Raw genomic sequence first — 21,912 nt, 5'->3', positions numbered from 1 at the left:
GCCTGCTCGGGCATTCGCCTGAAGCACGCAGACCTGTCGAGGTGCGATCGACAGCCTAGCCGTGGCCCGCCCTGGCACGCCAGCGTTTCAGCCGACTGTGCCGATATCGTCATCGCATCTGCCGAAAACCATCAAGAAGCCAGCCCGCGCTCGGTTCACTCTGTTACTGCGCAACGCCGCCCTGCGTTCAGCACGATCGCGGCGCCTAGCCGCCTCGGGTGACATCAGACCTGCCTATCCAATAACCAACAACAAGGCGCAACCATGTCAGGCAAATTCAAGAAACAGTTATCCCTGCTGGACCTCACGTTCATCGGCCTCGGCGCGATTTTCGGCTCCGGCTGGCTGTTCGCTGCCAGCCATGTCTCGGCCATCGCCGGCCCAGCCGGAATTTTCTCCTGGCTGCTGGGTGGTTTCGCCGTGCTGCTGTTGGGCATCGTCTATTGCGAGCTGGGCGCCGCCCTGCCACGGGCGGGCGGCGTGGTGCGTTATCCGGTGTACTCCCATGGGCCGCTGCTGGGTTACCTGATGGGCTTCATCACCCTGATCGCCTTCTCCAGCTTGATCGCCATCGAAGTGGTCGCCTCACGCCAGTACGCCGCTGCCTGGTTCCCGGGATTGACCAAGACCGCTTCCAGCGATCCCACCGTGTTGGGCTGGCTGGTGCAGTTCGCCTTGCTCGCGCTGTTCTTCTGGCTCAATTACCGCAGCGTGAAAACCTTCGCCAAAGCCAACAACCTGATCAGCGTGTTCAAGTTCATCGTGCCGCTGCTGGTCATCGGCGTGCTGTTCACCTTCTTCAAGCCCGCCAACTTCCAGGTCCAGGGATTCGCGCCGTTCGGCCTCTCCGGTGTGGAAATGGCGGTGTCGGCCGGCGGCATCATCTTCGCTTACTTGGGCCTGACCCCGATCATCTCGGTGGCCAGCGAAGTGAAGAATCCCCAGCGCACCATCCCCATCGCCCTGATTCTGTCGGTGCTGCTGTCCACGGCCATCTATGCCCTGCTGCAATTGGCCTTCCTAGGCAGCGTACCGACCGAGATGCTGACCAACGGCTGGGCTGGGATCACCCGCGAACTGGCGCTGCCGTACCGCGACATCGCCCTGGCCCTGGGCGTAGGTTGGCTGGCCTACCTGGTGGTCGCCGACGCAGTGATCTCGCCCAGCGGCTGCGGCAACATCTACATGAACGCCACGCCCCGGGTGATCTACGGCTGGGCGCAGACCGGCACCTTCTTCCGCTACTTCACCCGCATCGACGCACAGTCCGGCATCCCGCGTCCGGCCCTGTGGCTGACCTTCGCGCTGTCGGTGTTCTGGACCCTGCCTTTCCCGTCGTGGGAAGCGCTGATCAACGTGGTCTCGGCGGCGCTGGTGCTCAGCTATGCCGTGGCACCGGTGAGCGTGGCCGCGCTGCGTCGCAGCGCCCCGCAGATGCCACGCCCGTTCCGGGTCAAGGGCATGGCGGTGCTCGGCCCGCTGTCATTCATCATCGCGGCGCTGATCGTCTACTGGTCCGGCTGGAGCACGGTGTCCTGGCTGCTGACGCTGCAGATCGCGATGTTCGTGCTGTACCTGCTGTGCCGCCGTTTCGTCCCCACCGAGCACCTGTCGCTGGCTCAGCAGGTGCGCGCCTCGGCCTGGCTGATTGGCTTCTACGCGATCACCTTGCTGCTGTCGTGGCTGGGCAGCTTCGGCGGCCTGGGTGTGCTCGGCCACCCGCTGGACACCGTCGTCGTCGCTGTCTGTGCGCTGGGGATCTACTACTGGGGCGCCGCCACCGGCGTGCCGGCCGCCCTGGTGCGCCTGGAGGGCGATGACGAAAGCGAAAGCGCTGCCGACACCGTCACCGGCCCGCCGGCCACCGCTGCGTTCTCCTGACCTTCGCCACGGACCTTGCCCATGAAACGACTCCACGTCATCGATTCCCACACCGGCGGCGAACCGACCCGCCTGGTCATGCAAGGCTTTCCCGCCTTGCACGGGCGCAGCCTGGCCGAGCAGCGCGACGAGTTGCGCGAACGGCACGATCACTGGCGCCGCGCCTGCCTGCTCGAACCGCGCGGCAACGACGTGCTGGTCGGCGCGCTGTACTGCCCGCCGGTATCGCCTGACGCCACCTGCGGGGTGATCTTCTTCAACAACACCGGCTACCTGAACATGTGCGGCCACGGCACCATCGGCCTGATCGCCTCGTTGCAGTACCTGGGCCTGATTGGCACAGGTCTGCACAGGATCGACACGCCGGTCGGCCAGGTCAGCGCCACCTTGCACGAGGACGGTGCCATCACCGTCGGCAACGTGCCGTCCTACCGTTATCGCCGCCAGGTGGCGGTGACGGTGCCGGGGCATGGCGTGGTGCACGGCGACGTCGCCTGGGGCGGCAACTGGTTCTTCCTGGTCTCCGAGCATGGTCAGCGTCTGGCACTGGACAACCGCGAGGCGTTGACCGCCTACACCTGGACGATGCTCGAAGCGCTGCAGGCGCAGGGCATCACCGGCGAGCAGGGCGCGCCCATCGACCATGTCGAGCTGTTCGCCGACGACCCCCATGCCGACAGCCGCAACTTCGTGATGTGCCCCGGCAAGGCCTACGACCGCTCGCCCTGCGGCACCGGCACCAGCGCCAAGCTGGCCTGCCTGGCGGCGGACGGCAAGCTGCAGCCCGGCCAGGTCTGGACCCAGGCCAGCATCACCGGCAGCCAGTTCCACGGCCGCTACGAGCCGCATGGCGAGGGTATTCGCCCGTTCATCACCGGCCGCGCCTACCTCACCGCCGACAGCACCCTGCTGATCGACGAGCACGACCCGTTCGCCTGGGGCATCTGACCCCGGTTTTTTCTCCCACTGAACAGCCTCAGGAGCAATCACAATGACCGACAACATTTTCAGCGGCACCATGCCCGCGCTGATGACCCCCTGCACTGCCGACCGTACACCCGACTTCGACGCCCTGGTGCGCAAGGGCCAGGCGCTGATCGAGGCGGGCATGAGCGCCGTGGTCTACTGCGGCTCCATGGGCGACTGGCCGCTGCTGACCGAAGCCGAACGCCAGGAAGGGGTGGCGCGCCTGGTGGCCGCGGGTATTCCCACCATCGTCGGCACCGGCGCGGTGAACACCCGCGAGGCGGTTTCCCATGCTGCCCACGCGGCGAAGGTCGGCGCCGCTGGCCTGATGGTCATTCCCCGGGTGCTGAGCCGCGGCGCCTCGCCGACCGCCCAGAAACATCACTTCTCGGCCATTCTGGCGGCTGCACCGGCGCTGCCGGCGGTGATCTACAACAGTCCTTACTACGGCTTCGCCACCCGCGCCGAGCTGTTCTTCGAACTGCGCCGCGCGTTCCCCAACCTGATCGGCTTCAAGGAGTTCGGCGGCGGTGCCGACCTGCGTTATGCCGCCGAACACATCACGTCCCAGGATGACCAGGTGACGCTGATGGTCGGTGTCGACACTCAGGTGGTGCATGGCTTCGTCAACTGCAACGCCACGGGTGCCATTACCGGTATCGGCAATGCCTTGCCTCGCGAAGTGCTGCAGTTGGTCAGTCTCAGCCGTGCAGCCGCCAAGGGCGACGCCCGTGCCCGTCGCCAGGCCCGTGAACTGGAGTCGGCGCTGGCCGTGCTTTCGTCGTTCGACGAGGGCTGCGACCTGGTGCTGTATTACAAGCACCTGATGGTGCTCAACGGCGACCGCGAGTACAGCCTGCACTTCAACGAAAGCGATGAACTGAGCGTCGCCCAGCGTCACTACGCCGAACAGCAGTACGCGCTGTTCCGCACCTGGTACGCCAACTGGTCGGCCGAGCAGAACCTCGCCTGAGCCCACCCTGGGCTGCCTCGCGGCCCGTTTTCCCCTTCATTGAATGTTCAGGAGACGCCATGAGGCTCACCGGTAACCTGCTACTCGGCCAGACCTCGACATCCGGCGTCGGCGCTGCCGTTCACGCCATCAACCCAGCCACGGCCCAACCTCTGGAGCCGGCCTATCCCGGCGCCAGCCGCGAGCAGGTGGCCCAGGCCTGCGCGCTGGCCGAGGCTGCGTTCGACACCTATCGGGAAACCACGCTCGAGCAACGGGCGCTGTTTCTCGACGCCATCGCCAATGGCCTCGAAGCGCTGGGCGATGAGCTGGTCGAACGCGCCGTCGCCGAAACCGGCCTGCCCAAGGCGCGCATCCAGGGTGAGCGCGGGCGCACCTGCCAGCAACTGCGCCTGTTCGCCCGTGTGGTACGCGCCGGCGAATGGCTGGACGTGCGGATCGATCCGGCGCTGCCCGAGCGCCAACCGTTGCCGCGTCCGGACCTGCGCCAGCGCCAGGTGGCACTCGGTCCGGTGGCAGTGTTCGGCGCCAGCAACTTCCCCCTGGCCTTCTCGGTCGCCGGTGGCGACACCGCCTCGGCCTTGGCTGCCGGGTGCCCGGTGGTGGTCAAGGCCCATGGCGCCCATCCAGGCACCAGCGAGCTGGTGGGCCGTGCGCTGGCGCACGCGGTGAGCGATTGCGGGCTGCCGGAGGGCACCTTTTCGCTGCTCTATGGCGCGGGGCATGAGGTGGGCATCGCGCTGGTCAGCGACCCGCGCATCAAGGCGGTCGGTTTCACCGGCTCGCGCACCGCGGGCATCGCCCTGTGCCGGGCGGCCCAGGCGCGTTCGGAGCCTATCCCGGTGTACGCCGAGATGAGTTCGATCAATCCGGTGTTCCTGTTCGAGGCGGCATTAGGCGCACGGACCGACGCGCTGGCACAGGGTTTCGTCGCCTCCGTGACCCAAGGCGCCGGACAGTTCTGCACCAACCCCGGCCTGGTCATCGCCCGCCAAGGCCCCGACGTGCAGCGCTTCATCGACGCGGCCAGTGCGCAACTACGCCAAGTCGCAGCGCAGACCATGCTGACCCCGGCTATCCACCAGGCCTATGAGACCGGCGTTGGCCGGTTGCGCGCCCATCCCCAAGTGCAGGACGTCGCCAGTGGGCTGGCCGTGGAGGGACCGACTCAGGGCCAGGCCCAGCTTCACGTCACCCAGGCCGACGCGTTTCTGGCCGACCCTGGGCTCGCGCACGAGGTATTCGGCGCGGCGTCGTTGCTGGTGGTGTGCCGTGACGATCGGCAAGTGCATCAAGTGGCCGAGCGGCTGGAAGGGCAGTTGACCGCCACGCTGCATCTGGACGCGGCCGATATCGACAGTGCCCGCCGCCTGTTGCCGGTGCTGGAGCGCAAGGCCGGGCGGATTCTGGTCAACGGCTGGCCGACCGGCGTGGAAGTCTGCGATGCCATGGTCCATGGCGGGCCGTTCCCGGCCACCTCCGATGCCCGCACCAGCTCGGTGGGCAGCGCCGCGATCCTGCGCTTCCTGCGCCCGGTGTGCTACCAGGATGTGCCCGACGCCTTGCTCCCCCAGGCGTTGCAGCAGGGCAATCCACTGAGGCTGAGGCGCCTGCTCGACGGCAGACGGGAAGCGTGAGCATGAATCAGCCGCTGGATACCGATATCGCGGTGGTGGGGGCAGGCATCGTCGGGGTCGCTTGCGCCCTGCAACTGGCCCGCCAGGGTCGCCGGGTGATGTTGATCGATCGTCAGCCACCGGGCATGGGGGCCTCGTATGGCAACGCCGGGCACCTGGCCAGCGAGCAGGTGTTCCCCATCGCCGACTGGTCGATCTGCAAGCGCCTGCCGGGCATGCTGCTGGACCCGATGGGTCCGCTGCGCCTGGACTGGAAATACCTGCCCAAGGCCCTGCCGTGGTTCGCCCGGCTGTTGCTCAACCTGCGTCCGGCACCCTACCAGCGCACGGTGGCCGGCCTGCGTCGGCTCAACGAAGGCAGTCTGTCGGCGTGGCAGCGATTGCTGGCCTCGATCGGGCAGGGCGCGCTGTTCCAGGGCGACGGCTCGTTGCTGGTGTACGAGCGGCCCGAGTCGCTGCAACCCCTGGTCGCCCTGCGCACCCGCATGCAGGCGCAGGGCGTACCGGTGGACCTGTGGTCGGCCGAGCGCTTGCACGAGACGGCGCCGCAGTTGAGCGACAGGCTGCTCGGTGGCTTGTTCTTCCCCAACACCGGACATTTCGTCGATCCGTATCGGTTGCTGCGTGCGCTGTTCGACGCGGCCCAGGCCCACGGCGTGCGCTTCGTCCAGGCCGAGGTCCAAGGTGGACAGGTGCACGCCGAGCAGGTCCAGTTGAGCGGCGACCACGGCAGGATTGCGGCCCGACAGGTACTGATCTGCTGCGGTGCCCATTCGGCCCACCTGACGCAGGCATTGACCGGCCAGCGGGTGCCGTTGGACACCGAACGCGGTTATCACCTGATGTTGCCGAACGAGCGGCAGCGCTTGCCCGTGGCGGTCACGTCCTGGGAGCGCCGCTTCATCATGACGCCCATGGAGGGTGGGCTGCGGCTGGCGGGCACGGTGGAATTCGCCGGGCTGCAGGCGCCGCCCAACCTGCCCCGCGCCTGGCAGTTGCATCGGTTGAGCCAAGGCCTGTTCCAGCGTGAGTTGTCTGCCGAAGGGGCGACTCCGTGGATGGGCATGCGGCCCTCGCTGCCCGATTCGCTGCCGGTGATCGACCGAGTAGGCGCGGGCCGCGTGTTACTGGCCTTCGGGCACCAGCACCTGGGCTTGACCCAGGCCGCGCTGACGGCCGAGTGGGTGGGCCGTCTGGCCGATGAAGCCGCTGGCCCGGAAATGGCAGCCTATCGGCTGAATCGCTTCTGAAACGACGCGGCCGCGCGACCCAGGAGGACAGCGTGGCCGCAGTCGATAGCGCGCAGGTCAGGCCACGCGAATGATCTGGCCGTTTTCGCGTGCGGCTTCCAGCCGGATGGCGATGAACTTGGACGTCGGCGTGTGGCTGCCGTCGCCGATGCTCTCCAGCGGCACCAGCGGGTTCACCTCAGGGTAGTAAGCCGCCGCCTGGCCTGCCGGAATATCGAAGGCCAGCAGGGTGAAACCGTGCACACGGCGCACGTGCTCATCGCCCCACAGCGACACGATGTCGACCTTCTGCCCCGGTTTGAAGCCCAGGCGAATGATGTCGGCCTCGTTGGCGAACAGCACCTCGCGCTGGCCGCGCACGCCGCGATAACGGTCGTCCAGGCCATAGATGGTGGTGTTGTACTGATCGTGCGAGCGCATCGATTGCAGGATCAGGTCCGGCAGTTGGCCGCTGGCGCGTACGCGCTCGTCGAGCAGGCTGTCCGGCAGCAGGTTGGCCCTGAAGTTGGCGCGTCCGGTGGTGGTCTTCCACTGCCGTTCGCCGGCGCTGTTGCCCAGGTAGAAACCACCCGGCTGGTGCAGGCGCTGGTTGAAATCGGTGAAGCCGGGAATGGTGTCGGCGATCAGGTCGCGGATGCGGTCGTAGTCGGCCACCATCCAGTTCCAGTCCACCGGATGGCTGCCCAGCGTGGCGGCGGCGATGCCGGCGATCACCGCAGGCTCGGAACGCATCTGCCGCGACAGGGGGCGCAACTGGCCGTTGGAGGGGTGAACCATGCTGAACGAGTCTTCCACCGTCACCGCTTGTGGGCCTTCGCCTTGCATGTCGATGTCGGTGCGCCCCAGGCATGGCAGGATCAGCGCCTGCTGGCCGTGGATCAGGTGGCTGCGGTTGAGCTTGGTGCTGATGTGCACGGTCAGTGCGCAGTTGCGCAGCGCCTGGGCGGTGCGCTCGGTGTCGGGCGTCGCCTGGGCGAAGTTGCCGCCAAGGCCGATGAACACCTTGGCCCGACCTTCGAGCATGGCGTGGATCGCCTCGACCGTGTTGTGGCCGTTGCTGCGCGGGACCGGGAAGTTGAAGCGCCGCTCGATGGCATCGAGCAGGGCCACCGGTGGGCGCTCGTTGATGCCCATGGTGCGGTCGCCCTGCACGTTGCTGTGGCCACGCACCGGGCACAGGCCAGCGCCAGGCTTGCCGATGTTGCCGCGCAGCAGCATCAGGTTGACGATTTCCTGGATGGTCGGCACCGAGTGGCGGTGCTGGGTGATACCCATGGCCCAGCACATGATCACGCGCTTGCCCTTGCAGTACATACGCGCTGACAGCTCGATATCGTCAAGCGTCAGGCCCGACTGCTCGACGATCTGCGCCCACGGCGTGGCCTCGACCACGGCCAGGTACTCGTCCACGCCCTGGCCATGCTCGGCGATGAAGGCGTGGTCGAAGATCGCTGGCTCGCCCTTGGTCTGGGCCTCGCGTTCCCATTGCAGGAGGAACTTGGCCATGCCGCGCAGCAGCGCCATGTCACCACCCAGGGCCGGGCGGAAGAACGCGGTGTTGGTCGGGCGGTCGCTGTTGAGCAGCATTTCCAGCGGGTGCTGCGGGTGCTGGAAGCGCTCCAGGCCACGCTCCTTGAGCGGGTTGACGCAGACCACCTGGGCGCCGCGCTTGACCGCATCACGCAGCGGATCGAGCATGCGCGGGTGGTTGGTGCCGGGGTTCTGGCCGAGCACGAAAATCGCGTCGGCATGCTCGAAATCGTCGTAGGTGACGGTGCCCTTGCCCACGCCGACGCTCTGGCCCAAGGCCACGCCGCTGGCCTCATGGCACATGTTCGAGCAGTCGGGGAAGTTGTTGGTGCCGTAGGCGCGCACGAACAACTGGTACAGGTAGGCGGCCTCGTTGCTGGCGCGCCCGGAGGTGTAGAACTCGGCCTGATCCGGCGATTCCAGCGCCTTGAGGTGTTCGGCGATCAGCGCGAAGGCGGCGTCCCAGTCGATTGGCCGGTAACGGTCGCTGGCTGGCTCGTAGACCATCGGCTCGGTCAGTCGGCCCTGGTATTCCAGCCAGTAGTCGCTCTGCTCGAGCAGTGCGCTGACGCTGTAGCGGGCGAAGAAGGCGGCGTCCACGCGGCGCTTGGTCGCTTCCCAGTTGACCGCCTTGGCGCCGTTCTCGCAGAACTTGACCATGCCGCTTTCCGGCGAATCGCCCCAGGCGCAGCCGGGGCAGTCGAAGCCACCATGCTGGTTGGTCTTGAGCAGGGCGCGAATGTTCTTCAGCGCGTTGTCGCTGCCGACCCAGGCCTTGGCCACGCTGCGCAACGCGCCCCAGCCACCGGCGGCGCCGTGGTAGGGCTTGTAGCGAGGGCTGGAAGCAGGGGCGTTGTCTGGAACTTTCTCGTAGGAGGTCACGGCTTTACGACTCCGCCGCGGGGCTGAACACCCGCGGTGCGCTGTGTTTGGGCAGATGGATGAGGTTGAGGTTGTGCTGGCGCGCCCACTGCAGGGCAAGGCCTGTGGGCGCAGAAAGACTGACCAGGGTCTGGATGCCGGCGCGCAGGACTTTCTGGATCAATTCCAGGCTGCAGCGGCTGGTGACGATGGCCAGGCCGCCCTGGGTGTCGATGCGTTGGCGCAGCAGGGCGCCGATCAACTTGTCCAGGGCGTTGTGTCGACCAATGTCTTCACGGCCCAGCAGCAGTTCACCGTTGCGGTCCATGAACAGCGCGGCATGCACCGCGCCACAGTGCTGGCCGAGCGGTTGGAAGGCGTCGATGCGTCGGCGCAGATCGTCCAGCCACTGCACCGGCGGCAGCGGCGCGCCGGGCAGGTGTTGCAGCGCTGGCAAGGCCTGCTCCAGGGCTTCGACGCCACACAGGCCGCAACCGCTGGTGCCGGCCAACTGGCGGCGCTGGTCCTTGAGGTTCCAGAACGCGCGGCTGGAGATTTCGACATCGGCGTACAACGCCGAGCCGCTGCCGGAGAGCTTGACGTCGTAGATGTCTTCGAGGTTGGCGACGATGCCGCTGCCGATGCTGAAGCCGACGGCGAAGTCTTCCAGGTCGGTCGGGCTGACCAGCATCACCGCCTGGTTCAGTCCGTTGTAGACGATGGCCAGGGCGACTTCTTCGGCCAGCGGCGTACGCTCGCCCGTCTGGTCGGACAACTGGACATAATCGTAGGTGTTGCTGGCGGCGGGCAAGGACAGGGGTGTTGAGGCCGCGCAGACCGGAGGCTTGCTGTTCATCGGGACGGATCACCGGCGGCTGGTATACGCATACAAGCCTAGTGCCAGTGGCTGTGCGGCGTCTAATCGTTAGGTTCTATACCGTGATAGGCCGCGTCGATTGGTCGCAGCAGGCGCCCAGGGAATTCCTCGCCTAGACTGAACCGTTCCGAGCACTCATCTACATAAGGAGCACGTCATGAGCCTGTTCAGATTCGTCAAGGAAGCCGGCGAGAAGTTGATCGATCTGCTGACCCCTGGCAATGCCAATGCCGAGGAACAGTTGAAGAAGCATGTGCAAAACGTGGGGCTGGGCAATCCGAACATCACGGCCTCGGTCGAGGGCGACAAAGTCATTCTCAAGGGCGAAGTGGCGAGCCAGGAAGAGAAGGAGAAGATCATCCTGGCGGCGGGCAACATCGAAGGTGTGGCCTCGGTGGAGGACCAGATCACCGTCAGCGGTGCGGCCGACAAGGCGGCGCGGTTCGTCACGGTGGAGAAGGGCGATACGCTCAGTGCCATCTCCAAGCGGGTGTATGGCGACGCCAACAAGTACCAGAAGATCTTCGAGGCCAACAAGCCGATGCTGTCGGACCCGAACAAGATCTATCCAGGGCAGGTGCTGCGCATTCCCGACTGAGCCGCGCGCGGTGGTCTTCGCGGGGTCGCCCGCGAAGCGTCCGTCACAGGCCCTGTAACAACGCCCGATAATCCTCGACTGCAGCGAATTCCTGCGTATCGCGCTCTGCTGCGCGGCTGTCGGGCTGGCGCACGGCCAGCAGATGGCCGACGCCGAACCGACCTGCGCTGCGCAGGATCGACAAGGTGTCGTCGATGAACAGGCTGCGCGCTGGCTCGAAGTCGATGTCGGCGCGCAGGGCGTCCCAGAACTGCGGGCTCTCTTTCGGGTAGCCGTAGTCGTGGGAGCTGATCATCCGCTCGAAGTAGGGCGCCAGCTCGATGCGTTCGAGCTTGAGCGACAGCGAGTCGCGGTGGGCATTGGTGATCATCACCACGCGCTTGCCGGCCTGGCGCAGCGCGGCCAGGAAGGTGTCGGCGTCCGGGCGCAGGGCGATCAGGTCGGCGATTTCGCGCTTGAGCTCACGGATCGGCAGGCGCAATTCGCGGCTCCAGAAATCCAGGCAATACCAATTCAGCGTGCCCGCATGCTGCTCGAACAGCGGGCGCAGTTCCAGTTCGGCCATGGCCCGGCTCACGCCGTGCAACTCGGCGTAGCGCTGGGGCAGGTGGTCGAGCCAGAAGCGATTGTCGTAGTGCAGGTCGAGCAGGGTGCCGTCCATGTCCAGCAGGACGGTGTCGATGGCGGACCAGGGCAGAACAGGCATGGGAAACTCTCGTCAGGTCGGCAAGCCACGGTATAGTAACCCGTTCATGCCAAGGAGCCGCACCCATGCGCCAGAAACCCACTGTCCTCAGTCGCGAGATCGTCGCCAGCAGCCGTCTGTTCCGGGTCGAAGCCGTGCAGTTGCGTTTCTCCAACGGCAACGAGCGCACCTACGAGCGCCTGGTCGGTCGCGGCAACGGCTATGGTGCAGTGATGATCGTGGCGCTGATCGATGCCGAGCATGCGCTGTTGATCGAGGAGTACTGCGGCGGCACCGACGAGTACGAGCTGTCGTTGCCCAAGGGCCTGATCGAGCCGGGCGAGGACGTGCTGGCCGCCGCCAACCGCGAGCTCAAGGAAGAGGCGGGTTTCGGTGCGCGTCAGTTGGAACACCTCACCGAACTGTCGCTGTCGCCTGGCTACATGAGTCAGAAAATCCAGGTGGTGCTGGCCAGCGACCTGTACGAGGAACGTCTGGAGGGCGACGAGCCCGAGCCAATGCGCGTGGACAAGGTCAACCTGCGCGAACTCTCGGCCCTGGCCACCCATCCGCAGTTCAGCGAGGGGCGCGCCCTGGCGGCGCTGTACCTGACCCGCGACCTGCTGATCCAACGGGGGCTGCTGAGCGCATGAACGATCTGCAACTGATGCACGAAGCGGTGACCCTGGCCCAACGCGCGGGCGAGGCGATCCTGCCGTTCTGGCGTACCGACGTCGCGGTCAGCAACAAGGCCGACGATTCGCCGGTCACCGCCGCTGACCTGGCCGCGCACCGCATCATCGCCGATGGCCTGCACGCGCTGGCGCCGCACATCCCGGTGCTGTCCGAGGAAGACTGCGACATCGCCCTGGCCGTGCGCGAAGGCTGGACGCGCTGGTGGCTGGTCGATCCGCTGGATGGCACCAAGGAATTCATCGCCGGCAGCGAGGAGTTCACCGTCAACATCGCCCTGGTGGACAAAGGCGAGGTGATGTTCGGTGTGGTGGCGACGCCGACCAATGGCCGCTGCTACTTCGGCGGGCGCGACCTGGGCGCCTGGCATCTCACGGCGGGCGGACTGACCCGGGCGATTCGGGTGCGCACCGCAGCACCGGCCGACGCGCGTTTCACCGTGGTCGCCAGCCGTCGCCACACCAGCCCCGAACAGGAGGCGCTGCTGGCCTCGCTGGGCGCGTCGGTCGGCGAGCTGGCGTTGGCGAACATCGGCAGCTCGTTGAAGTTTTGCCTGCTCGCCGAGGGTCTGGCGGACTTCTACCCCCGCCTGGCGCCGACCTCGCAGTGGGACACGGCAGCGGCGCAGGGCGTGCTCGAAGGGGCCGGCGGCGAGGTCATCGATCTGGCGGGTCAGCCGTTCCGCTACCCGCCGCGCGAGTCATTGCTCAATCCCTTCTTCCTGGCGCTGCCCAGTGACGCCGAGTGGCGCGACGCGCTGCTGGGGTCGATCCTCACGCCGTGATGCAACCTGCTCCAGACAGAGCCTAGCGATGGAGCACATATTGGCCGCTGAACACCACAGCGGCTGCTTCGCTGCCCGGGTTGGCGACCGTGGTCTGCAACGTCAGCCGCGCCCGGCCGCGCCGCTGATACAGCGCCAGGAAACGTTGCCAGTCCTTGTCCGGCGGCGCCTCGCAGCAGGCCACGGCGGTGCCGGTGACCGGTAACGGATAACTGATCTGCCCTTCCTGAATGACGATATGCCCATCGTCGATGCCCAGCTCGCGCAAGCGCAGGTGCAGCCAGCCCCAACCCGCCAGCACCGCCGCGCAGTAGAGACTGCCGCCGAACATGGTGCTCTTGTGGTTGACGTTGGGTGCCAACGGCAGCGCCAAGCGCAGACGCTGCGCCTGCCAGTCGAGCACCTGCAGGCCCATCTCGGCGGTCAGCGGAATATCGTGGTGCAAGATCTGTTGCAGGTACTGGCTGTCGCGGCTCATGGGCGCGTTTCCTCGTGGTCGTCATGGCCGCCGCTGCCGTCGGCGAAGCTCAGGCCATGTTTGCGCAGCTTGTCGTGCAGGGTCTTGCGTGGAATGCCCAGGGCCTCGGCCAGGCTGCGCATGGAGCTGTGCGGCTGGCTCAGCTCGGCGGCGATGAGCGAGCGCTCGAACTGCTCGACCTGCTCGCTCAGCGTGCCGCTACGCTGAGGTTCGGCGCTGGGGCTGGCAGCGCTGGCCTGCTCGTCCAGGGCCAGCTCCAGGCCCAGGGCGAAGCGCTCGGCGGCGTTCTGCAGTTCGCGCACATTCCCCGGCCACTCGTGGCGCAGCAGCAACGCGCGTTGCGCCGGTTGCAGGGTGTGCGGCGCCAGGCCGTGGCGCTGGCTGGCGGCATCGGCGAAATGCTGGAACAGCACCAGGATGTCGTCGCCGCGCTCGCGCAGTGCCGGAATGCGCAGCGGCGCGACGTTCAGGCGGTAGTACAGGTCGGCGCGGAAGCGCCCCTGATCGGCGGACTGGCGCAAGTCCTCCTTGGTCGCGGCGATCACGCGGATATCCAGCGGGATCAACTGGTTGCCGCCCAGGCGCTCGACCACGCGCTCTTGCAGCAGGCGCAGCAGCTTGACCTGCACATCCAGGCTCATGCTCTCGATCTCGTCGAGGAACAAGGTGCCGCCGTTGGCGAACTCGAATTTGCCGATGCGCCGTTTCTGCGCGCCGGTAAACGCACCAGGCTCATGGCCGAACAGCTCGCTTTCGACCACCGATTCGGCCAGGGCCCCGGCGTTGATGGCCACGAACGGGCCGTCGCGACGGCTCGACAGGTCGTGCAGGGCGCGTGCCACCACTTCCTTGCCGGCGCCGGTCTCGCCGAGGATCAGCACGTCGGCGCGGGTGCCGGCCAGGGCGCCGATCTGCTCGCGCAGGCGCTGCATTTGCGCCGAGTGGCCGACCAGCCGGGTCGACAGTTGCTGGCGGTCGCTCAGGGCTAGGCGCAGGCTGCGGTTGTCCAGCACCAGGCGGCGCAGGGCCAGGGCGCGGCGCACGCTGTCGAGCAGGGCATCGCTGGCGAACGGCTTTTCCAGGAAATCGTAGGCGCCGGCGCGCATCGCCTGGACCGCCAGCGGCACGTCGCCGTGGCCGGTGATCAGCAGCACCGGCAGTTCGGCATCGAGCCCGTGCAGTTGTTCGAGCAGTTGCAGGCCATCGATGCCCGGCATGCGAATATCGCTGACCACCACGCCGGGCCAGTCAGGCTGCAGGCGCGCGGCCAGGCCCTGGGCATCGGCCAGGGCGGCGACCTTGAGGCCGGCCAGGTCCAGGGTCTGGCTCAGGGCCTGGCGCAGGTGCGGATCGTCATCGACCAGGATGACCTGGATTTGGCTGTCGATCAGTGGCTCGGTCATGCCGAGGAATCCTCCGAGGGTTGCAGGTTGGCGCCCGGCGGCGCAACGCGCAGTTGCAGGGTCAGCAGGGCGCCGCCTTCCGGGTGGTTGCCCAGTAGCAGCTCGCCGCCCAGGGCGCGCATCAGGCTTTCGCAGATCGCCAGGCCCAGGCCCAGGCCCTGGGTCCGGGTCTTGGTGGTGAAGAACGGCTCCTTGGCGTGTTCCAGGGCTTGGCGACTGAAGCCTGGGCCGTTGTCGCGGATGTACAGGTAGACGTTGCCATCGCGCTGTTCGGCACTGAGCCACAAGCGTCGCGGATTGGCTTTTTCGGTGAGGGCGTCCAGGGCGTTGGCCAGCAGGTTGCCGAGCACCTGGCGCAGGCGGGTCTCACCGGCCTGCACCCACAAGGTCGCGTCGGGCAGGTCGCGGGTCAATTCCACCGCCATCGCCCGGCGACGCTTGGCCAGCAGCGCCAGGGCATCGTCCAGCGCCGGTTGCAGGGCCACGCTTTCCGGCGCATGGCGGTCGCGGCGGGCGAAGGCGCGCAGGTGCGCGATGATCGAGGCCATGCGCCCGGTCAGCTCGCCGATCAGCTTGAGGTTGCCACGGGCGTCCTCGGTGCGCTGGTGATCGAGCAGCACCTCGGCATTCTCGGCATAGCTGCGAATGGCCGCCAGCGGCTGGTTGAGCTCGTGGCTGATGCTCGCCGACATGGTGCCGAGCACCGACAGCTTGCCGGCCTGGACCAGTTCGTCCTGGGCGCGCACCAGCTCCTGCTGCGCCTGCTCGCGTTCCAGCACCTCGTTCTTCAAGCGCGTGTTGAGCCATTCCAGGTCGGCGGTGCGCGCCACCACGCGATTTTCCAGTTCCTGGCGGCCACGCGCTTCCAGCTCGATGCGGTCCATGTAGTGACGCCGGCGCTGCATCACCAGCCCGGCCAGGAGCATGGTCACCAGCAGGGCGGCGGCGCCGATGGCCATGACCGTCTGCACCGAGCGATCGACCAGCATGCGCGGCGCCAGAATGCTCACCTGCCAGCCGGTTTCCTGGATGTCGCGGGTCTGGGTCAGCCAGGCGTCGGGCTCCAGGTGCAGAGGCTGCGGTGCCTGGGTCGGATACGGCTGGATGGCGATCATCGCCGTGCGCTCCTGCTCGGTCAGCGCGCGGGTGGCGCGGAACCGCCATTCGGGGCGCGAGGTGAGCACCACCACACCGTTCTGGTCGGTCAGCAGCAGTTGTTCCGGCGTGCGCCCCCACAGGGTCTCGGTGTGGTCCAGGTCCACCTTGACCACCAGCACGCCCACCACCCGCTCACCGTCGCGCACGGCGGCGGCGAAGAAGTAGCCGCGCTTGGCCGAAGTGGTGCCCTGGCCGAAGAAGCGCCCCAGCCGGCCCTGCATCGCTTCGATGAAATACGGCCGGAAGGCGAAGTTGCGACCGACGAAGCTGTCACGCTTGTCCCAGTTGGAGGCGGCCAGGGTGTTGCCGCTGACGTCCATCAGGTACATCACCTCGGCGCCGGTCTGTTGGGTGATTTCGCGCAGCAGGCGATTGGCGTTGGTCACCGCCTCCAGGCGGAACGGGTCCGCTAGCACCCCACGCAGGGCCGGCAGGTCGCCGAGGATCTGCGGCAAGGTTTCGTAGCGGTGCAGGGTGCCGAGCAGGTTGGCGACGTAGAGGTCGAGGGTCTGGCGATTCTGCGAGGCCAACTGGTCCTGGTAGTAACGTTCGGCCAGGTGGTGCAAAGGCCATAGCAACGGGGCCAGGCACAGCGCCAGCAGTGCCAGGCTGCGCCAGCGAGGGCGTCGGGAAGGGGTCTGAATCGAGAGCATCGCCAAGTGCGCCAGAAGGATCTGACGCGATTATGCGCTAGTTCAGGCAGTCGTTCAGCGCCTGCTGCCAATACGGCTGGCTGACGTGCCACTGCTGGGCCAGGCGCGAGCAGTCCAGCCGCGAGTTCAGCGGGCGCCGCGCCGGGGTCGGGTACTCGCTGCTGGGAATCGGCAGCAACTCGGCGCAGGGCAGGCCGCGCGCTTGCAGGTGCGTGGCGATGGCCTGGGCGAAGCCGAACCAGGAGGTCTCGCCCTGGGCCGTGAGGTGATAAGTGCCCCAGGCGCCGGACTCGCCGGACTGCCAGCGTTCGATCAAGGCGCGGGTGCTGGCGGCGAGGGTGCCGGCCCAGGTCGGGGCACCGATCTGGTCGCTCACCACCTTCAACTGCGCGCGTTCCTGCAGCAGGCGCTGCATGGTCAGCAGGAAGTTGCGCCCGTGCAGCGAATACACCCAACTGGTGCGCAGGATGAGGTGCTCGCCGCCCACGGCGGTGATCGCCTGCTCGCCGGCCAGCTTGCTCTGCCCGTAGACGCCCAGGGGGTTGGGTGTGTCGGCTTCGGTGTAGGCAGAGGTCTTGCTGCCGTCGAACACGTAGTCGGTGGAATAGTGGATCAGCGGCGCCTTCAGGCGCGCAGCTTCCTCGGCCAGCACGCGCGGGCCTTCGGCGTTTATCGCGTAGGCCAGTTCGGCTTCGCTTTCGGCCTGGTCCACCGCCGTGTGCGCAGCGGCGTTGACGATCAGGTCCGGTGCCAGCCGACGCAGCGGCGCGCGCAGCGCTTCGGGATTGGCCAGATCGAGCTGGTCGCGACCCAGCAGGTGCAGTTCGCCCAGACCGGCCAAGGCCCCGTGCAACGCTTGGGCGAGCTGGCCGTGGTGCCCGCAGACCAGAATCTTCATGGGAACAGCTCCGCGTCTTGCAGCAAAGGCCCAACCTGGTCCTTGGCCGATAGCAGGGGGGCACCCTGCAATTGCCAGTCGATGCCCAGTTGTGGATCGTCCCAGCGGATGCAGCGTTCGGCGGCGGGGTTGTAGTAGTCGGTGGTCTTGTAGAGGAAGTCCGCCGACTCGCTGAGCACCACGAAACCATGGGCGAAGCCTGGCGGAATCCACATCTGGTGCTGATTGTCGGCGGACAGCCGGGTGCTGACCCACTGGCCGAAGGTGGGCGAGCTGCGGCGGATGTCGACGGCAACGTCGAGCACTTCGCCCTGGGTCACGCGTACCAGCTTGCCCTGGGGGTTCTGCACTTGGTAATGCAGGCCGCGCAGGACGCCTCGCTGCGAGCGCGAATGGTTGTCCTGGACGAAGGATGCCTGCACCCCGGTGCGTTCGGCGAAGGCGCGGGCGTTGTAGCTCTCCAGGAAAAAGCCACGGCTGTCACCGAAGACCTTCGGCTCGATGATCAGGATGTCGGGAATGGCGGTGGGAATGACGTTCATGGTGTGTCTTCAGCCAGTTTGCTCAAGTAATGACCGTAGCCGGTCTTTTTCAATTCGTCGGCCTTGGCCAGCAGTTGTTCCTTGCCGATCCAGCCCTTCTGGTAGGCGATCTCCTCCAGGCACGCCACCTTCAGGCCCTGACGGTGCTCGATGGTCTGCACATACTGCGAAGCTTCCAGCAGGCTGTCGTGGGTGCCGGTGTCGAGCCAGGCGAAGCCGCGTCCGAAGCGCTCCACGCGCAGGTCGCCGCGTTGCAGGTAAGCGTTGGTGATGTCGGTGATCTCCAGCTCGCCCCGGGCCGAGGGGCGCACGCCCTTGGCGATCTCGACGACGTCGTTGTCGTAGAAATACAGGCCGGTGACGGCGTAGTTCGAGCGTGGCACGGCCGGCTTTTCCTCGACCGACAGCGCCTTGCCCTGCGCGTCGAACTCGACCACGCCGAAGCGCTCGGGATCCTTCACCAGATAGCCGAACACCGTCGCCCCGCTCGGGCGGCTGACGGCGCGCTGCAACTGTTCGCTGAAGCCTTGGCCATGGAAGATGTTGTCGCCCAGGATCAGGCATACCGAGTCGCTGCCGATGAACGACTCGCCGATCAGGAAGGCCTGGGCCAGACCGTCCGGCGAGGGTTGCTCGGCGTAGCTGAGGTTGATGCCGAACCGACTCCCGTCGCCGAACAGCGCGCGGTACTGCGGCAGGTCCTGGGGCGTGGAAATCAGCAGGATGTCGCGGATGCCGGCGAGCATCAGCACCGAGATCGGATAGTAGATCATCGGCTTGTCGTAGATCGGCAGCAGTTGCTTGGACACGCTCAGGGTGATGGGGTGCAGGCGAGTGCCGGAGCCTCCGGCGAGCACGATGCCTTTGGTCATGCGATCAGGTCCTTGAAATCGAATTGGCCCAGCGATGTCCGCTCGACGCCGAACCGCAGCCTCGATCACGTGAGGTCGCCAGGCCGGCAAAGGCTTCATCATAGCGCGTACTGCGCGCATGCAGTGACAGACTGCAGCGAGCCCCACTTGCGTCCCGGCGAGGGTGGTGGCGTCATAGGCGAAATCGAGGCCGAGGTTCGCACCATGCCGCTGCACACCCTGATCCACCGCTCCAGCCTGCCACGCCCCCAGGTTTCCGAGACGCAGGCCCACCAGGCCTTGCAGGCCTACTACGGTCTGCACGGGTCGCTGGTGCCTCTTGGCAGCCAGCAGGACGTGAATTTCCGGCTGGACAGCGATCAGGGTCGTTTCGTGTTCAAGCTGTGCCACGGCAGTTATGCACGGGTCGAGCTGGAGGCCCAGCATGCGGCACTGGCCTACCTGCGCGAGCACGGCCTGCCGGTGCCAGCGGTGCGTGCGGCGTTGGACGGTAGCCGGTTGCTGGCTTTGCAGATCGGTGGCCAGGCCTTGCGCGGGCGCGTGCTCGAGTACCTCGACGGCCAGCCGCTGACGCGTCTGGCGCACCTGCCGCAGCGCTTGATGGCTGAACTGGGTGCCTTGTGCGCCCAGGTCGGCAAGGCCCTGGCCGACTTCGACCATCCGGGCCTGGAGCGTACCCTGCAGTGGGATCCGCGCCATGCCGGGGTGCTGATCGAACACCTGCTGCCGGTGATCAAGGACCGCGCCCACCGCGAGCGCGTCGCGGAAGTGGCCAGCCAGTCGCAGCGACGCCTGGCGCCCCTGGTCGGGCAGTTGCCCAAGCAGGCCGTGCACCTGGACATCACCGATGACAACGTGGTGTGGGCGCTGGATGAGCACCTGCAATGGCAGGCGCGGGGGGTGATCGACTTCGGCGATCTGTCGCGCACCTGGCGCATCGCCGATTTGTCCGTCACCTGCGCGGCCATGCTCCACCATGCCGCTGGCGATCCGCTTCGCATCCTGCCGGTGGTCGCCGCCTACCAGGCGGTCAACCCGCTGAGCGAAGCCGAGTTGCGCGCCCTGTGGCCGTTGTTGCTGAACCGTTCGGCGGTGCTGGTGCTGAGCAGCGAGCAGCAACTGACGGTCGACCCCGACAACCAGTACATCCGCGACAACATCGCCCATGAGTGGGAGATCTTCAACACCGCCACCGCCCTGCCTGCCGCGCTGATGGAAGCGGCGATCCTGCACGCGGCAGGCATGGCAGCGCAGGCGCCGGACCTGGCCGGCTGCGCGCCGCTGCTGCCGAGCCTGGCGCGGGAGAAGGTCAGCCTGCTCGACCTCGGCGTGCTCAGCCCGCACTGCGACGCTGGCAATTGGCAACAGGCCGGCTTCGACCAGCGTCTGCTACTCGCCCAGCCCGCGCCGGCCAGCACCCAGTACGGCCAGTATCGGCTGTCGCAGACCCACATCGACCGCCCGGACGAGCCGGCTACCTGTGCCTTGGGCGTGGAATTGAAGCTGTCCATCGGAACCTTGCTGCACGCGCCCCAGGCGGGCATCTGGCTGAGCACCGGCGATGGGCGCGGCTGTCTGAGCACGGCCCAGTGGGGGCTGTGGCTGAGCGGGCTGGAGCGCACGCCCGAGGACGGCGAGTCGGTGGAAAAGGGCCAGGTGCTCGGTTCCACCTGCGGCCTGCTCGGCGTGCAGCTTGCGCTGGACACCGACATTCAGCCGCCGTTTTTTGCCAGGCCGTCGCAGGCGGCCACCTGGCTGGCCTTGTGCCCGTCGCCGGCGGCGCTGCTTGGTTTCGACTGCGACGCCGAACCGCTGGCCGACTCCCAGGCCCTGCTGGCCCGTCGCGATGCCAGCTTCGCCCGCTCGCAGAAGCATTACTACACCCAGCCGCCGCACATCGAGCGGGGCTGGCGCAACTACCTGATCGACATGCAGGGTCGCTCGTACCTGGACATGCTCAACAACGTGGCCGTGCTCGGCCATGGTCATCCACGCATGGTTGCCGAGTCGGCGCGGCAATGGTCGCTGCTCAACACCAACTCGCGCTTCCACTACGCGGCCATCGCCGAATTCTCCGAACGGTTGCTGGCGTTGGCGCCGCCTGGGTTCGACCGGGTGTTCCTGGTCAACAGCGGCACCGAGGCCAACGACCTGGCGATCCGTCTGGCCTGGGCCTACAGCGGCGGGCGCGACCTGCTCAGTGTGCTGGAGGCCTACCACGGCTGGTCGGTGGCCACCGACGCGATTTCCACTTCGATCGCCGACAACCCGCAGGCCCTGGAGACCCGCCCGGACTGGGTGCATCCGGTAGAGGCACCGAACACCTTCCGCGGACGTTTTCGCGGGCCCGACAGTGCGGCGGCCTACTTGCGCGATGTCGAGGCCAAGCTGGCCGACCTGGACGCGCGAGGGCGCCAACTGGCGGGGATGATCTGCGAGCCGGTGTATGGCAATGCCGGGGGTATCTCGCTGCCGCCGGATTACCTGCGCCAGGCCTACGCCCTGGTGCGCGCGCGTGGCGGGGTGTGCATCGCCGATGAAGTGCAGGTCGGCTACGGCCGCCTGGGCGAGCATTTCTGGGGCTTCGAAGAGCAGGGCGTGGTGCCGGACATCATCACCATGGCCAAGGGCATGGGCAACGGCCAGCCGTTGGGGGCGGTGATCACCCGGCGCGAGATCGCCGAGGCGCTGGAGGCCGAGGGCTACTTCTTTTCCTCGGCCGGTGGCAGCCCGGTGAGTTGCCGCATCGGCATCGCGGTGCTCGATGTCATGCGCGACGAGGGGCTGTGGGACAACGCCCGCGAGGTGGGCCGGCATTTCAAGTCGCGCCTGCAAGCGCTGGTGGACAAGCACCCGCTGGCCGGTGCGGCCCATGGTTCGGGGTTCTACCTGGGGCTGGAGCTGGTCCGCGATCGTCACACCCTGGAGCCGGCCACCGAGGAAACCCAGCTGTTGTGCGATCGCCTGCGCGAGCTGGGGATCTTCATGCAGCCGACCGGCGATTACCTGAACATCCTCAAGATCAAGCCGCCCATGTGCACCACGCGCGCCAGCGTGGACTACTTTGTCGACTGCGTGGATCAGGTGCTGGGCGAAATCACTGAATTCATGTCGATTAATATCGACTAATTAAACGTATAATTCATTATTTTAGGCTTTGGTACCCTTTAAAT

The 21,912-nt window shown here is 66.9% G+C and carries 18 protein-coding genes; 9 read left to right on the top strand and 9 right to left on the bottom strand.

The features are described from left to right. Positions 1-264 precede the first annotated feature (264 nt). From Q7C30_RS09905 to Q7C30_RS09885, 5 genes are read left to right on the top strand one after another with little or no spacing between them, the layout of a single operon-like run. Entirely contained in the window at positions 265-1,881 is a 1,617-nt protein-coding gene (locus tag Q7C30_RS09905) for an APC family permease (protein ID WP_317871399.1), read from the top strand. Positions 1,882-1,902: 21 nt separating this feature from the next. Next, positions 1,903-2,829 carry a 4-hydroxyproline epimerase gene (locus tag Q7C30_RS09900; protein WP_317871398.1) on the top strand — a complete coding sequence of 309 codons (927 nt, stop codon included), beginning with the start codon at positions 1,903-1,905 and terminating at the stop codon, positions 2,827-2,829. A 43-nt stretch (positions 2,830-2,872) separates the two neighbouring features. Next, the gene (locus Q7C30_RS09895) at positions 2,873-3,820 is read left to right on the top strand and encodes a dihydrodipicolinate synthase family protein (RefSeq protein ID WP_116889674.1); all 948 of its coding nucleotides are present in this window, start codon (positions 2,873-2,875) and stop codon (positions 3,818-3,820) included. A gap of 59 nt (positions 3,821-3,879) precedes the next feature. Then, complete coding sequence (locus Q7C30_RS09890) at positions 3,880-5,457, top strand: aldehyde dehydrogenase (NADP(+)) (RefSeq protein ID WP_317871397.1); 1,578 nt, start codon at positions 3,880-3,882, stop codon at positions 5,455-5,457. A gap of 2 nt (positions 5,458-5,459) precedes the next feature. Further along, the gene (locus Q7C30_RS09885) at positions 5,460-6,707 is read left to right on the top strand and encodes an FAD-dependent oxidoreductase (RefSeq protein ID WP_317871396.1); all 1,248 of its coding nucleotides are present in this window, start codon (positions 5,460-5,462) and stop codon (positions 6,705-6,707) included. A gap of 57 nt (positions 6,708-6,764) precedes the next feature. On the opposite strand, the gene Q7C30_RS09880 is transcribed toward Q7C30_RS09885, so the two are convergent. After that, on the bottom strand, positions 6,765-9,119 hold the full coding sequence (locus Q7C30_RS09880; RefSeq protein ID WP_317871395.1) for an FdhF/YdeP family oxidoreductase: 2,355 nt from the start codon (positions 9,117-9,119) through the stop codon (positions 6,765-6,767). 4 nt (positions 9,120-9,123) lie between these two features. Beyond that, positions 9,124-9,954: a formate dehydrogenase accessory sulfurtransferase FdhD gene (gene fdhD, locus Q7C30_RS09875; protein WP_317871394.1), complete on the bottom strand. Its 831-nt coding sequence runs from the start codon at positions 9,952-9,954 to the stop codon at positions 9,124-9,126. Between the two features lie 178 nt (positions 9,955-10,132). Between fdhD and lysM the strand changes: the two genes are divergently transcribed. After that, positions 10,133-10,573 carry a peptidoglycan-binding protein LysM gene (gene lysM / locus Q7C30_RS09870; protein WP_317871393.1) on the top strand — a complete coding sequence of 147 codons (441 nt, stop codon included), beginning with the start codon at positions 10,133-10,135 and terminating at the stop codon, positions 10,571-10,573. Positions 10,574-10,616: 43 nt separating this feature from the next. Here the strand turns inward: lysM and yrfG are convergent, their stop codons facing one another. Then, positions 10,617-11,279, bottom strand: a complete 663-nt coding sequence (gene yrfG / locus Q7C30_RS09865; protein ID WP_039581377.1) for a GMP/IMP nucleotidase — start codon at positions 11,277-11,279, stop codon at positions 10,617-10,619. A gap of 65 nt (positions 11,280-11,344) precedes the next feature. On the opposite strand from yrfG, the gene nudE reads away from it, so the two are divergent. Together nudE and cysQ are read left to right on the top strand one after the other, a co-directional pair. Then, positions 11,345-11,911 (top strand): ADP compounds hydrolase NudE, encoded by a 567-nt coding sequence (gene nudE / locus Q7C30_RS09860; protein ID WP_029612833.1) that lies wholly within the window; start codon positions 11,345-11,347, stop codon positions 11,909-11,911. Further along, the gene (gene cysQ / locus Q7C30_RS09855) at positions 11,908-12,735 is read left to right on the top strand and encodes a 3'(2'),5'-bisphosphate nucleotidase CysQ (RefSeq protein ID WP_317871392.1); all 828 of its coding nucleotides are present in this window, start codon (positions 11,908-11,910) and stop codon (positions 12,733-12,735) included. The genes nudE and cysQ overlap by 4 nt, the downstream gene beginning before the upstream one ends. 22 nt (positions 12,736-12,757) lie before the next feature. Here the strand turns inward: cysQ and Q7C30_RS09850 are convergent, their stop codons facing one another. Genes Q7C30_RS09850 through rfbA form a run of 6 tightly spaced genes read right to left on the bottom strand, consistent with a single transcriptional unit; the run spans position 12,758 to position 18,739 of the window. Continuing rightward, positions 12,758-13,213 carry a YiiD C-terminal domain-containing protein gene (locus tag Q7C30_RS09850; RefSeq protein WP_317871391.1) on the bottom strand — a complete coding sequence of 152 codons (456 nt, stop codon included), beginning with the start codon at positions 13,211-13,213 and terminating at the stop codon, positions 12,758-12,760. Continuing rightward, entirely contained in the window at positions 13,210-14,616 is a 1,407-nt protein-coding gene (locus Q7C30_RS09845; RefSeq protein WP_317871390.1) for a sigma-54 dependent transcriptional regulator, read from the bottom strand. Before Q7C30_RS09845 ends, Q7C30_RS09850 begins: the two co-directional genes overlap by 4 nt. After that, a complete protein-coding gene (locus tag Q7C30_RS09840) occupies positions 14,613-16,427 on the bottom strand; it encodes an ATP-binding protein (RefSeq protein WP_039581367.1) in 1,815 nt (604 codons plus the stop codon). The genes Q7C30_RS09845 and Q7C30_RS09840 overlap by 4 nt, the downstream gene beginning before the upstream one ends. Positions 16,428-16,464: 37 nt before the next feature. Continuing rightward, the gene (rfbD, locus tag Q7C30_RS09835) at positions 16,465-17,325 is read right to left on the bottom strand and encodes a dTDP-4-dehydrorhamnose reductase (RefSeq protein ID WP_317871389.1); all 861 of its coding nucleotides are present in this window, start codon (positions 17,323-17,325) and stop codon (positions 16,465-16,467) included. After that, entirely contained in the window at positions 17,322-17,867 is a 546-nt protein-coding gene (gene rfbC, locus Q7C30_RS09830; protein WP_029612831.1) for a dTDP-4-dehydrorhamnose 3,5-epimerase, read from the bottom strand. Before rfbC ends, rfbD begins: the two co-directional genes overlap by 4 nt. Next, complete coding sequence (gene rfbA, locus Q7C30_RS09825) at positions 17,864-18,739, bottom strand: glucose-1-phosphate thymidylyltransferase RfbA (RefSeq protein ID WP_116889657.1); 876 nt, start codon at positions 18,737-18,739, stop codon at positions 17,864-17,866. The genes rfbC and rfbA overlap by 4 nt, the downstream gene beginning before the upstream one ends. Before the next feature lie 204 nt (positions 18,740-18,943). Here rfbA and Q7C30_RS09820 point away from each other — a divergent pair, with 204 nt between their 5' ends. Further along, entirely contained in the window at positions 18,944-21,868 is a 2,925-nt protein-coding gene (locus Q7C30_RS09820) for an aminotransferase (RefSeq protein WP_317871388.1), read from the top strand. The last annotated feature ends 44 nt before the right edge of the window (positions 21,869-21,912 follow it).

The organism is Pseudomonas sp. RAC1 (genome assembly GCF_030658255.1).
Lineage (GTDB): Bacteria > Pseudomonadota > Gammaproteobacteria > Pseudomonadales > Pseudomonadaceae > Aquipseudomonas > Aquipseudomonas boreofloridensis.
The sequence above is the reverse complement of the archived record's forward strand: the minus strand, read 5'-3'. Positions and strand labels throughout refer to the sequence as shown.